The sequence below is a fragment of the Sphingopyxis sp. H053 genome (genome assembly GCF_001468225.1).
In the GTDB taxonomy this organism is placed as follows: Bacteria; Pseudomonadota; Alphaproteobacteria; order Sphingomonadales; family Sphingomonadaceae; genus Sphingopyxis.
This window is the reverse complement of record NZ_LNRU01000001.1, coordinates 470,366-484,127: the sequence shown is the minus strand read 5'-3', so window position 1 is coordinate 484,127 and position 13,762 is coordinate 470,366. Positions and strand designations below refer to the sequence as shown.

Sequence of the window (13,762 nt, the reverse complement as noted above, 5' to 3'; positions counted from 1 at the left end):
CATCCCAGCGAAAGCTGGGATCTCGGGCGGCCCGCCCGGACGATAGAGATCCCAGCTTTCGCTGGGATGACGGTTAAACGGCCGGCAGCGTAATCACCGCATCGAGCCCGCCGCCGGCACGATTGCTCAGCGCCAGCGCCCCGCCCTCGCCCTCGGCGATATCGCGCGCGATCGACAGCCCCAGCCCGGCGCCGCCGGTCGCGCGGTTGCGCGATTGCTCGCCGCGCGCGAAGGGCTCGATCAGCGTCTTGATCTGCTCGCCGGTCAGACCGGGACCGTCGTCCGATACGATAATCTGCGCCTGCCCGCCGTCGGTCACAACCGACAACCGCGCCCGCGAGCCATAGGCAATGGCATTGTCGGCAAGATTGCGCAGCGCGCGCTTGAGCAGCATCGGCCGCGCCAGCACGGCGGCGTCGGCAATATCGCCGATTTCGACATCCTTGCCGCGCTCCTGATAATCGGCCGCGAGTTCGCCGATCAATTCGCGCAGCGGGATACGCTCGCGCGCCTCGGTTCCCGCGCCCGACCGCGCCAGCGCCAAAATGTCGCTCAGCATCGCGGTCATTTCCTCGATGCTCGCGATCATCTTGTCGCGCAGCGTCTCGTCCTCGACCTGCTCGACGCGCACGCGCAGGCTGGCGAGCGGGGTGCGCAAATCGTGGCCGACGGCGCCAAGCATCCGGTCCTTGTCCGACAGCATCGTCGAAATACGGCCGCGATAGGCGTTGAACGCGCCGATCAGCTCGCGCACATCCGACGGCCCCTCTTCCTCGAGCGGCTCGGCATCGCGCAGCGCCGGATTGGCGCGCGCCGCGCGCGTCAGGTCGCGCAGCGGCCGCGCCGCGCGCCACGCGATCAGCATGATCGGAACCAGCAGCAACAGATAGAGCGACAGCGTCTGCCAGACGAGGAAACCCTGCAGCCGATTGCCCCCCGCCGCGATCCGCGTGCGCACCGCAAAATAGCGCCCGTCGACCTTCGCTACGACGATGACGGCACGGTCGGGAAAGGCGGGCCGGCGCAGCCGCTGCCGTTCGCGCGGCGGGAGCGCCCACGCGTCGACCATGGCAGCAGGCACATTGGTCTCGCCGAGCAGGCCCTCGACATAGGCGGCGAGGTCGGGCACCCGGACGGCGCCGACGGGCATCGGCGGGAGATGATCGGAGATCACGAGTTTCTGCGCACGCTCGCGCGCCTCGTGCCGCTCGCGTTCGTTGCGGGGCGGCCTGAAGTCACCACGCCGGTCGCGCTCGATCGCATCGATGATCCGCGCGACGGCCATGCCGCCGCCGTGCGCCAGCGTCTGCTGCCGCATCCCGCGCGACAGCAGCACGAAATTGATCGCCTGCGCGACGAACAGCATCACCGCGACCGCAAAAACGAGCTGGCCGACAAGGCTTTTGGGCCACAACCGCAGTTTCACGCCGCCGGGCCCATCCGCCTGACTTCGCACGCCAGCGTATAGCCCCCGCCCCACACCGTCTTGACGATCTGCGGATGCGCGGCATCGACCTCGATCTTCTTGCGCAGCCGGCTGACCAGATTGTCGATCGCGCGGTCGAAAATATCGGCCTCGCGCCCACGCACCATGTCGAGCAGGCGGTCGCGGCTCATCACCTGCCGCGGATGGCGCACCAGCGCGTGGAGCAGATGATATTCGCCCGACGACAGCGCGACCTCATTGCCTTCGCCATCGACCAGCACGCGCTCGACTTCGCGCAGCACCCAGTCGCCAAAGGCATAATAGGTCCCGCCCGGATCGAGTGCGCGCCCGCCCTGTTGCGTCCGGCGCAATACGGTGCGGATGCGCGCGACGAGTTCGCGCGGGTTGAAGGGTTTGACGACATAATCGTCGGCGCCGATCTCCAGCCCGATGATCCGTTCGGTATCCTCGGCGCGCGCGGTCAGCAGGATGACGGGAATGCTGCTCGTCTCGCGCAAATGGCGGGTCAGCGACAGGCCGTCCTCGCCGGGCATCATGATGTCGCTGACGACCAGATCGACGCCCTGCGCGCGCAGCACCGATCGCGCCTCGGCGGCGCTCGCGACATCGGTCACCGCGAAGCCCTGCGCGGTCAGATATTCGCCCAGCGGCTCGCGGATCGACGGTTCGTCGTCGATCAGCAGGATGCGGGGCGTGTCGCTATCGGTCATCGGGTTTCCGTCAAAAGAAATGCTAGTTCGCCCACCGGCCGCGGGGGCCGATGGGCGATAGCTGACAGGGACCGGCAACAAAGGCAATGCCGGGAGGGGAGGAAGGCTCTACGCTTTGCCGCCAGGCCCCTGCCAAATACTTACTGGTTCGCGGGAGCCGCCGGAGCCGCACCACGCTTGGCGCGCCATGCGCCGCGCTGGGCCTGGCGTTCCTCGGCGGTGACCTGACCATCCTTGTTCGCGTCGGCGGCGTCGAAGCGCGCGAGCGCGGCGGTCTGGAACTCGGCCTGGCTGATCGCCTTGTCGCCGTCGGTGTCGGCCTTGCCCATCATCATACCGTGATGGCCACCGCGCTTGCCATGACCGCCACGCATGCCGTGGCGCTTGCCTTCGCCGGCTTCGCCGGCTTCGGCACGCTTTTCACCGCGTTCGGCGCGCTTGGCGGCGCGATCGGCGCCATGCTTGTCCCATTCGGCCTTGCTGATGCTGCCATTGCCGTCGGCGTCGAGGCTGGCGAAGATTTTCGCCTGCCGCTCGGCACGCTGCGCGGCGCGGTCGGTAGCGTCGAGCTTGCCGTCCTTGTTCGCGTCCATTTTGGCGAACATCTGCGTGGCCCGGGCCTGCGCGTCGGCGCGCGTCTGCACGGCATTGCCGTCGGCGCCGGGCGCGGCGAGAACGGGCACGGCCACCAATGCGGCGGCGAGCGTAAAGAGCGAGATTTTCTTGTTCACGTAACGAACTCCTTCATGGGCCTTCCGGGAAAGAGCCGGAACCCGATGAAGCCGTTCTAGGCGCGGTTTGTCCCAGCGACGTGCCGGATCGACGGAAAATTGTCGCAAATTGTCGCAAAAGCGGCGCGCCGTTCATTTCGCCGCAAGCGGCACCGGGAGCAGATAAGTCATCCCCTTGGTGAAGCCGCGCGGCGCGACCGACACATGGTCCTCGTCATTCAGCACGTCCGCCCGGATTTGCAGCCCCGGATAGGCGCGCCGTTTCAGCGTTTCGACCAGCGCATCGCTATCCCCAACCATATCCACGCGCTTGTTGAAGCGCGGATCGGCGGCGCGCGCCGCTTCATATTCGCCGGTATAGACATAGACTTTCGCCGGCATGTCGCGGTGTGCCGCCGCATAGGCCTTTTCCAGCGCGAACATATGCCGCTTGCCGTACCAAAGCGACGGGCTTCCCAGAATATAGCCGCTGAACATTTCGGGTTCGGTGAACAATATCTGTGTCCCCAGAAGGGCACCGTAGGAATGGCCGAGAAACAGCTTTTGCCGGGGTTCGGTTCGATAGCGGCGCGCAACAAAAGGCAGGACCTGATCGCGCAAATAGGTCTGGTACGCCGCGCCCCCGCCGTGGACCGCGTCGGCCGGCGCGTCGCTCGGCCCTTCGGCGGTCGGGGTATAGTCACGCCGCCGGCTCCGCACCGGATCGTCGCCCTTGGCATAGGACAATCCGACCAGAATGAACTCCTGCACCTTCGGGCCTTCGACGTTCAATCGCCGAGCAATCTGCCGGACGACCGGAAAGGCATAGTCGGCGTCGGTGACGTAGAGCACCGGATAGGCGCGCTGTGGATCCTTTGCATAAGAAGACGGAAGGCTGACGAAGACCTGATAACCGCGGCCCGAAACCGGGTCAGGCACGTCCCAGACCTCGCTGCCCAGCAGGGCATAGGGCTTCCCCTGCCCTTCCTGAACGACCTGCGCCGCGGCAGTCTTGCCGTCGGCATGTCCTGTAGCTGCACCGCTACATCCCCCAAGCAGCGCCACGCCCAAGGCCGCCGCCCTATATCCCCTTGCCATCGCTGCCGAATCTCCACCGCCCAACTCTCACGGCCCGCCAATCCGCAATCAGCGACCTGCTGGCAATGGCACCGCGCGGCCGAACAGGTCGGCCGTTCATGCCGCGCGGCAGAGCGATAGAGCGTTGCAAGAGGGCAGCCCGAGCCGGTCCGGCTGCCCTCCCGCGAATATGACCCTATGGGCTTACGGGGGAATCGTCGTCCTTGTCGGCGACCAGGATGATCGCGCCGATGCCAACGAGCAGGCCGACAAGCCCGATGATCCAGCTCGAATTGCCTTCGAGTTCGTTTTCACCTCCGGCCGCCGAAGCTGCGCGGGACACGCCCGCCGCCGACGCCGCAACAGGCGCCGCGATCATCGATAACGCCGCAAAAGAGATTGCTGCCTTTTTGAGTATGCTCATGTCATTCTCCATCCACCCGGGGGTATCCCGACCGAAACTGACCAACGCACCTTTCGGGCGATGGATGCGTTTTAATGGCTGTTCATCGTGAAAGGCGGACGAGTCAGCCGATCGGCTGACGACGCCGCAGCCAAAAGTTTCGCAATTGCGTCAGCATGTTGCGCCGATAACGGCGCGCTTCTACGCTCGGCGAAACGAACAGGGGAGAATCGCATGACCGACATTGTGCCCGATCGACGGACCGTCCTCGCCGGGATTGGCGGCTTCGCCGTCGCCAGCGTCGCAGGGCCCGCCACCGCAAAAGAAAGCGGCGACGCCGGCCTCGACGCGCTGCTCTCCGCGCAATTCGAGCAAGGCCTGCGCGACGACCCGACCCGCGCCACGTCGCTCGGTATCGACACGGGCGTCCGCACCGCCCTCCGCGCGCAATTCCCCGACTGGTCGCCCGCTGCGCGTGCCGCGCGAACGCGCCAGATCGACAGCGACCTTGCCGCGGTGCGCGCGATCAAGGGCGAGACGCTCGGCGATGCCGCGCGCATCGCGCATGACAGCGCCGAATTCGACCTCGTCACGCGCCAGCGGCTTGCCCGTTTCACCTATCATACGGGCGGCTTCGGCCACCGCCCCGGCCCTTATGGCGTCACCCAGCTCGGCGGATTTTACACGGGGGTCAGCACCTTCCTCGACAGCCAGCATCCCGTGACGACCAAGGCCGACGCCGACGCCTATATGACGCGGCTTCAAGCGATCCCGACGCTGCTCGACGCGGACACCGAAATCGTAAAGGCGAATGCCGCAATGGGCGTCGTCGCACCGCGCTTCATCCTCGACCAGGCGCTGCAACAACTCGCACGCCTCCGCGACGGCGACGTCGGCGGCAAAACGCTTGTCGCCTCGATCGCCAAACGCAGCGCCGCGCTGGGCCTTTCGGGATATGGCGAGAGCGCCGCGAAGGTTTTCGAGGGTCCGATCCGCGCGGCGCTCACCCGCCAGATCGACACGCTGACCGCGTTGCTCCCGCGTGCCGGCACCGACGCCGGCGTCGCGCGCCTTCCCGATGGCGCGGCCTATTACGCCGCGACGCTCGCACAGCATACGACGACCAGCCTCAGCGCCGCCGAAATCCATCGCATCGGCCGCGAGCAGGTCGCCGACCTGACATCGCGGATGGATGTGCTGCTGAAAGCGCAGGGCTATAAGGACGGCAGCATCCGCGACCGGCTGAACGCGCTCGGCAAGGCCGAGGGTCAGTTGTTCGCCAATGACGACAACGGCCGCGCCGAGATGCTCGCCTATCTCAACGGCCTGCTCGTCAAGATTCGCGGGCGCCTGCCCCAGGTGTTCAGCCGCATTCCCAAGGCCCCCTATGAAATCCGCCGCGTCCCACCCGAAATCGAGATCGGTGCGCCGGGCGGGTCGGCGCAGGCGGGAACCCCCGATGGCTCGCGCCCCGGCATCTTTTTCATCAACCTGCGCGATACCGCCGAATGGCCGCGCTACACCCTGCCGACCCTCGCCTATCACGAGGGCGCGCCGGGGCATCTGTTCGAGGGTGCGTTGAAATATGAAGACGCTGAACTGCCGCTCTATCGGCAGGCGGCGTCGGTCACCGCCTATGGCGAAGGCTGGGGCCTCTACGCCGAACAGGTCGCCGACGAACTCGGCATGTATGAAGACGATCCGCTCGGCAAGATCGGCTATCTCGCCTCTTACGCGTTTCGCGCTTCGCGCCTCGTCGTCGACACGGGCATCCATGCGATGGAGTGGAGCCGCGAACAGGCGATCGATTATATGACCCAGAATTCGTCGAACTCGCCGAGCGCATCGCGCACCGAGATCGACCGCTATATCGTCTATCCGGGACAGGCCTGCGCCTACAAGGTTGGCCAGATCGCGATCAGCCGCGTGCGCGACGAGGTATCGCGGCGGCGGGGCTATGACATCAAGCGTTTCCACGACGTGGTGCTGGGCGCCGGGCGCATCCCGCTCGCGGTGCTCGAACGCCGCGTTCGCGCGGCATTTCCAGCCTAGAAACAGGTAAGCCCCGTCGCATTTCTGCGGCGGGGCTCCCTAGGTTCCGTCCGAAGACAGGAACCAGATTCTACCTTCTCTTTCGATCTAGTAGATGAGTGAAACGCGGCAGGCTCGATTTGGTTCCCGCGGCGCTCGATTTTTTTACGTGATCTTTCGCGCCGCGGCCGATCCGAGGATCAGGAACAGGACAACGAGCGCAAGGCCGACGAAGAACAGGATCTTGGCGATCCCCGCCGCGGTGCCTGCAACGCCGCCAAAGCCGAGCACCGCCGCGACCAGCGCGATCACTGCAAAGATCAAAGCCCATTTGAACATCCGACGTCTCCTTCGATTGCAGAGCAGGACACACGGCACCGGTTTCGAAAGCCCGCGAAACGGGTTTTCGAAAGACGAAACGGCCGGTGGCCGCGTATCAAGTCTCTGATTGATGTGTACGAAGGTGAAACGACGGATGCCGATGAAGGTTCCTGCCGCTCCCGCACCTTCGGACCGATAGGCTCTTGCCTATTCGGCCCGCGGTGCGTTTATGCGTGCAACGATCGAGGGAGTTTTCATGCACATATCGTCTTTGAACCGGCTGCTCGCGGCGGCCGCATTGGGCAGTTGCATTCCGGCGTCCGCCACCGCCCAGCAGGGCGAAACGCCGTCCACCCAAGGCACCGCCTATCTCAACAAGCAGATGGCGGCACTCGCCGAGCGTCACGGCGCCGACGGCTGGCGCGTGACGCCCAGCGGGCTGCGTTGGCGCCGGATCGCGGGCGACGGCAGCGGCGCGCACCCCGGCCCGGCCGATAACGTCACCGTCCATTATGTCGGCACCTTTGCCGACGGCCGCGAATTCGACAGCTCGGTGCGGCGCGGCGAACCGACGAGTTTTCCATTAAATCGTGTCATCGACGGCTGGCAGGAAGGCGTGCAGTTGATGGGCGTCGGCGACAAGGTCGAATTCGCGATCCCGTGGCAGCTCGCCTACGGCCCCGTGGGCAAGGGTCCAATCCCCGGCGGCGCAACCCTGCTGTTCACGGTCGAGCTACTGAGCGTCGAACCGGCCGGATAGCCCTCGGCGCCTCAGGACGCGGCGGCACCGGGGCGCGGCTGGACGTGCAGGCGCGGAAAGACCGCCTCGATCGGCTTGGTGTCGGGCAGCACATAGACATATCCGCCCTTCTTCTGGAAAAGCGGGCGAACGCTCTTGTTGTAGAGCGCCAGCGGGACGTTGATGCATCCGAATGTGATGCGGTTGTCGTCGATGCCGGGCGACAACATCCGCTGGCGGCGGCGTTCCTTCTGGCTGCCCTTTGGGATCGGGTGGAGCGCCACCGACGTGCCATAATCGACCCAGAGCACCCTCTGCCGCCCCGCCGCCATCCCGAATTTCGCCAGGAAGCGCCCGGCGGGCGTGGTTCGCTCGGCGGGGCCAATCTCGGCAAGATCCTTCGATCCGATCCCGGGGGTGGCCTCGTCGCCGAGCGCAACGCCGATCAGGACCGGTGCCCGGCCGAGGAATTTCCCCTTCGCATCGAACAGGAACAGCGACGCCGCGGGCTTGTCGATGATGATGTACGGCAAGCCGCCATTGTCGCCGGACGCGGCAACCCAATCGGCGACCCGCGTCGCCGCCTCCGAGCGAATTGCAGCATCCGCGGTTTCGGCCTCGCTGGCCTGCGGCGTCGCCGGCGCTACGGGCGGCGCCGCCAATCCTGCGGACACCGGAACGGTCAGCGCGAATCCCGCAAGCGCCACGAAGGTTTTGATCATAGGTCGATGCACTCAAATAGTGGGCGCCGTCGCCCGCGGGCGACGGCGCCGATAATCACGGTCGATCAGCTTTTGACGCCATATGGCGTCAATTGCGCGGCCGCTTCTGCTGCGCCTGCATGCGCTGTTCGATGCCGTCGACGCGGCCGCTCAGCTGATCGAGGCGCTGGCCATTATTCTGTGCCTGCCCCGATGCGGCCTGCGCTTCGGTCAATGCCTGCTTCGCGGTGGCGTCGGTCGCCTGCAATTGCGCTTCGAGCGCATCGACGCGCTGGCTCACAACGGCGACCTGCTCGCGCACGAAGCCTTTGGTCGCACAGCCGCCCAAACCCAGGGATCCGGCCAAAATAACCACCACGGGTGCCAGTTTTTTCAGAGACGGGGACATAGGAATTCTCCTGATCGTTAAAGCCCCCCACCCGGCCGGTCCAAGCCGAGCGACGCCGCGCAAACAACGCGATTCTGTCCGGCTGTGCATCGGTTCAGGCAGATGGATAACGCCGGCATGTTGCGGCGGGTTCCGGGGCCTGACCGGCGCAAAACGGCGGCCAGCCGAAGCCGGGATTTATCGCGTCATCGATGCAGGATTTTGGTGGAGCGGGTAGCGGGAATCGAACCCGCCTAGCTAGCTTGGAAGGCTAGAGCATTACCACTATGCTATACCCGCATTCCCAAGGTCGGCGGCGATTGCCATTTTGCCACCTTTGCGTCAAGCGGTTCGTCAAGCGCGCCATTGAGAACATCATGGCAACATGTTAAAGATGCGCCGTGCAAGACGGCGACGATCATGGCCCCGATAACGGCGCGGACACCCCCGTCCGCAAGATCATCCATGTCGATATGGATGCCTTTTACGCCTCGGTCGAACAGCGCGACGATCCCGCGCTGCGTGGGCTACCCGTCGCGGTCGGCGGCTCGTCGCGGCGCGGGGTCGTCGCCGCCGCCAGCTATGAAGCGCGCAAGTTCGGCGTGCGCTCGGCAATGCCCAGCATCACCGCAAAGCGCCAGTGTCCCGGCCTGATCTTTGTGCCCCCGCGCTTCGAGGTCTATCGCGACATCTCGCACCAGATTCGCGCAATTTTTCGCGACTATGCCGACGAGGTCGAACCGTTGTCGCTCGACGAAGCCTATCTCGACGTCAGCGCCGACAAGGCCGGGCTCGGCAGCGCGACCGCGACGGCAAAGCTGATCCGCCAGCGCATCCGCGCCGAAACCGGCCTCACCGCCTCGGCGGGCGTCTCCTATAATAAATTCATCGCCAAGCTCGCCTCGGACCAGAACAAACCCGACGGCATCACGATCATCCCGCCCGGCAAGGGCGCCGCCTTCGTCCAGACGCTGTCGATCCGCCGCTTCCACGGCATCGGCCCGGTGACCGCGGCGAAGATGGAGGGGCTCGGCGTCTTTTCGGGCGCCGACCTCGCGGAAAAAGACCCGATGTGGCTCGCGACACATTTCGGCAACAGCGCCGAATGGCTCTATAATCTCGCGCGCGGGATCGATCATCGGCGCGTCAAGTCGAACCGGCCGCTGAAATCGCTCGGCGGCGAACGGACCTTCTTCAACGACCTGATCACCGACACCGAAATCCGCGAGGCGCTCGCGCATGTCTGCACCGTCGTTTGGGACCGCGCAGCGAAGAAGGGCGCGCGCGGCCGCACGGTGACGCTCAAGCTGCGCTACGCCGATTTCCGCACGATCACGCGGGCGAAGTCTGTCGCCGCGCCGATCCTCGACGGCAATTCGCTGCTCGCCGCGGGCGAAGCGATATTGGCGCCTCTGCTCCCCACCGAACAAGGAATCCGCCTGCTCGGCGTCACGCTGAGCAAGTTCGAAGGCGAGGAGGATGACGAGGAGGACGCCGCCGCCGCGACGACAATCGATCTTTTGAGTCTGCTCGGATAATAGTTACCACGCGCTCTCACCCTGATCCGGCCAAATTGGTTGGTGATCGCTTTGACAAGAGCAGATTTAGCCGGCTAGACCATATCCATTAGTGGAATGACTGTGGGGGCAGTTATGTGGCACAAGCAAGGATCTAGATTCCATCGGCGGACAAACCAATATCCGCACCGGCGATGGTTGCTCGCCGCGATCGGCCCCATAATATTGTTTCCAGGCACGGCGTCCGCCGCAGCCCCTCTTCCGCCAGCGGCGGCCGACTTTTTCCAAGAAATGAAAAAGAAGCTTTGGCCGGATCAGAACGATGTGGCCATCCCTCGTAAAAAGAAGAGCATAAACGCAGGATATTACAGGCTTATCATTCACAAGAAGCCTTCGATCGACGATATCCAGAATTGCAACAGCATCTTCGAGAAGCTTCCGGACTATAAGTTTCTGCACACGCTGTTCGAGACGAAATACGAGGCCGGGATGGCCGCCATCTTGCCGCTCGGAAAATCCGAAGACGGCCAGGAAATGACCGCGGAGGTCAATCTTTTCCACTGGAAGCGATCGGGCAAGAAGGCATGCCGTTTCGAAATTTCCTATTTCGACCAAGCGAACGACCGATATGCCGGTCCCTGGATCGCTATCGATCATCGCACGCCGCAGGCAATCGCAGCCGAGATTAAATTTCGGCCCTGGGTGGTCGTTTCCGAAAATGAAGAGCGAAAGGCCGCCTTCTGGACGGGCATATCAGCCTTCGCCAACCTGCTCGGTCCGGTCGGCAATCTGTTCTTCGGCGACACGCAAAGCGATAAATACTCTATCCGCTCGCAAACCGAACTGAGCCTGTTCGGAAATAGCAAACCGGTTCTTACCGGCGCCACAGCGGCCGGGGATCCCTACACATTCTCGCGGCCGCTTGTGGTCAAGCCGGCTGATTCCGACATTGCGACCAGCTTCCTTCCCAAGAAATTTCCCTGGTCGTGGTCCGCGCCGGGCGGGAATGCGGCACCCCAATATGCCAGTTTCGAATTTAGCTTGGAATATCAAGGCAGCCTGCTGTCGGGCAACCGCGAATATCCAAATCTGTCGAACGCCGACGATCTTGCATCCATATTGGATGCCACGATTCCAGCGGGAATGAAGGAAGACGCCGGAAAAAGTTGGAAACAACTGGGCGGTGCATTCAAGAATCTGGCTGAGCAGAGCAATAACGCAGGGAATGCAGCGGGTTTCGACGCCGCATGCGCACCGGCATTCATCCAGTTGACGAACATGGGCGTCTCTTCGGACGATGCACGCATCATCCTGTTTGCCCATGCCCGCAATTCGGCGGTCGCCGCCGACATAGCCAACATCAAATGCCTGACGACCCGCGAAGCCATCGATACGCTCGAACGCTTTTCGATACCCTTCGACCTCTATCAGCCGATCAAGGACAAAGCCCCGTTGATGACGGCCGCGGGCGACAGCCAGCAGTTCGTGATCGGAGCGAATAAGACCGCGCTACCGGCATATGTCGCCGGCGGCGTCACCATATATGACATGGACAATATTCTGAAGGCAAAGCTGGGTGACGCCGTTATCGGAAACAAGGGCACTGTCGCCACCCGTGCGCAATTTGCCGGTCTGATGAGCGGTATTCCCGCCCTGTCGGTGGCGCGCTGCCGGGCCGTGACGCTCGCCGGCGGGAACGCCGATTTTGCCTTTCCCGACACGCCCGCCGGCGATACTCCCGTCGACGGGGTCGCAGTCCACCTTGGCTTGATGAGCGAGGGTCGTGTCATTGTGATCGCGCTTGGATTTGCCGGGCAACTGATTGCGCCGGGCCAAGCTAACCCGAAACCCGTGCTGAGCCATTTCTGGATCGGTCCGCCCGCCGAGGTCGGCGCCACCAATTGGGAGAAAATCCGTACCAAATTGGCGGCACTGAAAAATGGCGACGGCTGTGACCGCCCCAATTTCCAGACGATCGTCAATCCGCCGGTTCCGGTTCAGGTTCCGGCGAGTAATGCCGTGGTCGAAACGCCCGTGGCAACACCCGGCTGAATGGACGCCCGCTTCGATCCCGGCGTCAATCGGCCGGAGCGAAGCGCCGTTCTTTGGTCGCCGTAAACCGGATCGACGGATGGCGCTGGGTCACATAGCCGACCTCCCACGCATCCTTCGCCATGAACACCGGCGCACCGTCGCGGTCGGTGGCGCTCGCGCCGCGATGGTCGGCCTGGAACGCCTTCAGCGCCGCGGCGTCGTCGCTCGCGATCCAGCGTGCGGTGTCCCACGGCGACTGCTCGAGCTTCGCCTCGACCTTATATTCGGCGTCGAGGCGGCTGATCAGCACTTCGAGCTGCAACTGGCCGACGACGCCGACGATCATGTTCGACCCGATTTCGGGGTAGAAGACCTGGATGATCCCCTCCTCGGCCATGTCGTCGAGCGCTTTCCTGAGCTGCTTGGTCTTCGTCGGATCGACGAGCGCGACGCGGCGCAGCAGTTCGGGGGCGAAGTTCGGCAGCCCGGTGATCGTGATGTCGGTGCGCTCCGACAGCGTATCGCCGACGCGCAGCGTGCCATGGTTCGGAATGCCGATGATGTCGCCGGGGAACGCTTCCTCCGCCATCTCGCGGTCCTGCGCGAGGAACAGCATCGGGCGGCTGATCGCGATCGCCTTGCCCGTCCCGCCCTGCATCAGCCGCATCCCGCGTTCGAACTTGCCCGAGCACAGGCGCATGAACGCGATGCGGTCGCGGTGCGCGGGGTTCATATTCGCCTGCACCTTAAACACAAAGCCGGTCACCGCGTCGTCGCCCGGCTGCACCGGCGCAGGCTCGGCGGGCTGCGGCTGCGGCCCCGGCGCGTGGTTCGCGAGCGCCGAAAGCAGGTCGCCGATGCCGAATTCTTTCAGCGCCGACCCAAAATAGACCGGAGTAAGGTCGCCATTGCGGTAAGCGGCGGCATCGAATGGCGCATAGCAGGCCGACGCCAGCTCGGTTTCTTCCTTGAGGTGCGCCAGCCCGCGCTCCGAAAGCTCCCCAGCCAGCGCGGGGTCGTCGAGCCCGGCGACCTTCGCGCGGTGGCCTTCGTACATGCGCGACGCATCGCCGCCCGGCCGCATGATCGCGGGATCGGCGAGGTCGTAGATCCCCTCGAACTGTCCGCCCATACCCGCGGGCCAGTTCATCGGGCAGACGTCGAGCGCGAGCCGGTCGGCGACCTCGTCGAGCAGTTCGAACGGCGGCAGGCCCTCGCGGTCGACCTTGTTGATGAAGGTGATGATCGGCACCGAACGCAAGCGGCACACTTCGAACAGCTTCAGCGTCTGCGGCTCGATGCCCTTCGCGGCGTCGATCACCATCACCGCGCTGTCGACGGCCGTGAGGGTGCGATAGGTATCCTCGCTGAAATCCTCGTGCCCCGGGGTGTCGAGCAGGTTGAAGACGAGCCCCGCATGTTCGAAGGTCATCACCGACGAGGTGACCGAAATCCCGCGCTGCTGTTCGATCTTCATCCAGTCGGAGCGCGCGCGCCGCGCCTGTCCGCGCGCCTTGACCTCGCCCGCGATATGGATCGCGCCGCCCGCGACGAGCAATTTCTCGGTCAGCGTCGTCTTACCCGCGTCAGGATGCGAGATGATGGCGAAGGTACGGCGGTCGGGGTGCTTCTGGGACATGGCGCGGGCGCCTAGCAGGTGGCGCGACATGTGGAAAGGGGCTGG

At 64.5% G+C, this 13,762-nt stretch carries 13 protein-coding genes and 1 tRNA gene; 4 read left to right on the top strand and 10 right to left on the bottom strand.

What is annotated here, in order from left to right:
* Nucleotides 1-73: 73 nt before the first annotated feature.
* From ATE70_RS02205 to ATE70_RS02185, 5 genes are all read right to left on the bottom strand, one after another.
* Nucleotides 74-1,426, bottom strand: a complete 1,353-nt coding sequence (locus ATE70_RS02205; RefSeq protein ID WP_082639289.1) for an ATP-binding protein — start codon at nt 1,424-1,426, stop codon at nt 74-76.
* Entirely contained in the window at nt 1,423-2,157 is a 735-nt protein-coding gene (locus ATE70_RS02200) for a response regulator (RefSeq protein WP_058536303.1), read from the bottom strand. Before ATE70_RS02200 ends, ATE70_RS02205 begins: the two co-directional genes overlap by 4 nt.
* Before the next feature lie 140 nt (nt 2,158-2,297).
* Nucleotides 2,298-2,888 carry an EF-hand domain-containing protein gene (locus tag ATE70_RS02195; protein ID WP_058536302.1) on the bottom strand — a complete coding sequence of 197 codons (591 nt, stop codon included), beginning with the start codon at nt 2,886-2,888 and terminating at the stop codon, nt 2,298-2,300.
* Nucleotides 2,889-3,020: 132 nt separating this feature from the next.
* Nucleotides 3,021-3,965, bottom strand: a complete 945-nt coding sequence (locus ATE70_RS02190; protein WP_082639290.1) for an alpha/beta hydrolase — start codon at nt 3,963-3,965, stop codon at nt 3,021-3,023.
* A 175-nt stretch (nt 3,966-4,140) separates the two neighbouring features.
* A complete protein-coding gene (locus ATE70_RS02185; protein WP_058536301.1) occupies nt 4,141-4,368 on the bottom strand; it encodes a hypothetical protein in 228 nt (75 codons plus the stop codon).
* A gap of 213 nt (nt 4,369-4,581) precedes the next feature.
* Between ATE70_RS02185 and ATE70_RS02180 the strand changes: the two genes are divergently transcribed.
* Nucleotides 4,582-6,399, top strand: coding sequence for a DUF885 domain-containing protein (locus ATE70_RS02180; protein ID WP_058536300.1), 1,818 nt, complete (start codon nt 4,582-4,584; stop codon nt 6,397-6,399).
* Between the two features lie 144 nt (nt 6,400-6,543).
* Here ATE70_RS02180 and ATE70_RS24040 read toward each other — a convergent pair whose 3' ends face one another.
* Nucleotides 6,544-6,717, bottom strand: coding sequence for a DUF1328 domain-containing protein (locus ATE70_RS24040; protein WP_037514818.1), 174 nt, complete (start codon nt 6,715-6,717; stop codon nt 6,544-6,546).
* Nucleotides 6,718-6,955: 238 nt separating this feature from the next.
* Between ATE70_RS24040 and ATE70_RS02175 the strand changes: the two genes are divergently transcribed.
* Entirely contained in the window at nt 6,956-7,459 is a 504-nt protein-coding gene (locus ATE70_RS02175) for an FKBP-type peptidyl-prolyl cis-trans isomerase (protein WP_058536513.1), read from the top strand.
* Between the two features lie 11 nt (nt 7,460-7,470).
* Here ATE70_RS02175 and ATE70_RS02170 read toward each other — a convergent pair whose 3' ends face one another.
* The 3 genes from ATE70_RS02170 to ATE70_RS02160 all read right to left on the bottom strand — a co-directional run bounded on the left by ATE70_RS02170 (nt 7,471) and on the right by ATE70_RS02160 (nt 8,827).
* Complete coding sequence (locus ATE70_RS02170; protein WP_156419730.1) at nt 7,471-8,160, bottom strand: L,D-transpeptidase; 690 nt, start codon at nt 8,158-8,160, stop codon at nt 7,471-7,473.
* Nucleotides 8,161-8,248: 88 nt separating this feature from the next.
* Entirely contained in the window at nt 8,249-8,548 is a 300-nt protein-coding gene (locus tag ATE70_RS02165) for a hypothetical protein (protein WP_037514816.1), read from the bottom strand.
* Nucleotides 8,549-8,753: 205 nt separating this feature from the next.
* A tRNA-Gly gene (locus tag ATE70_RS02160) sits at nt 8,754-8,827 on the bottom strand.
* A 101-nt stretch (nt 8,828-8,928) separates the two neighbouring features.
* On the opposite strand from ATE70_RS02160, the gene dinB reads away from it, so the two are divergent.
* The gene (gene dinB, locus ATE70_RS02155) at nt 8,929-10,065 is read left to right on the top strand and encodes a DNA polymerase IV (protein WP_058536299.1); all 1,137 of its coding nucleotides are present in this window, start codon (nt 8,929-8,931) and stop codon (nt 10,063-10,065) included.
* A 270-nt stretch (nt 10,066-10,335) separates the two neighbouring features.
* Entirely contained in the window at nt 10,336-12,096 is a 1,761-nt protein-coding gene (locus tag ATE70_RS02150) for a hypothetical protein (protein WP_058536298.1), read from the top strand.
* Between the two features lie 25 nt (nt 12,097-12,121).
* On the opposite strand, the gene ATE70_RS02145 is transcribed toward ATE70_RS02150, so the two are convergent.
* Nucleotides 12,122-13,717 carry a peptide chain release factor 3 gene (locus ATE70_RS02145; protein ID WP_058536297.1) on the bottom strand — a complete coding sequence of 532 codons (1,596 nt, stop codon included), beginning with the start codon at nt 13,715-13,717 and terminating at the stop codon, nt 12,122-12,124.
* Between the last annotated feature and the right edge of the window lie 45 nt (nt 13,718-13,762).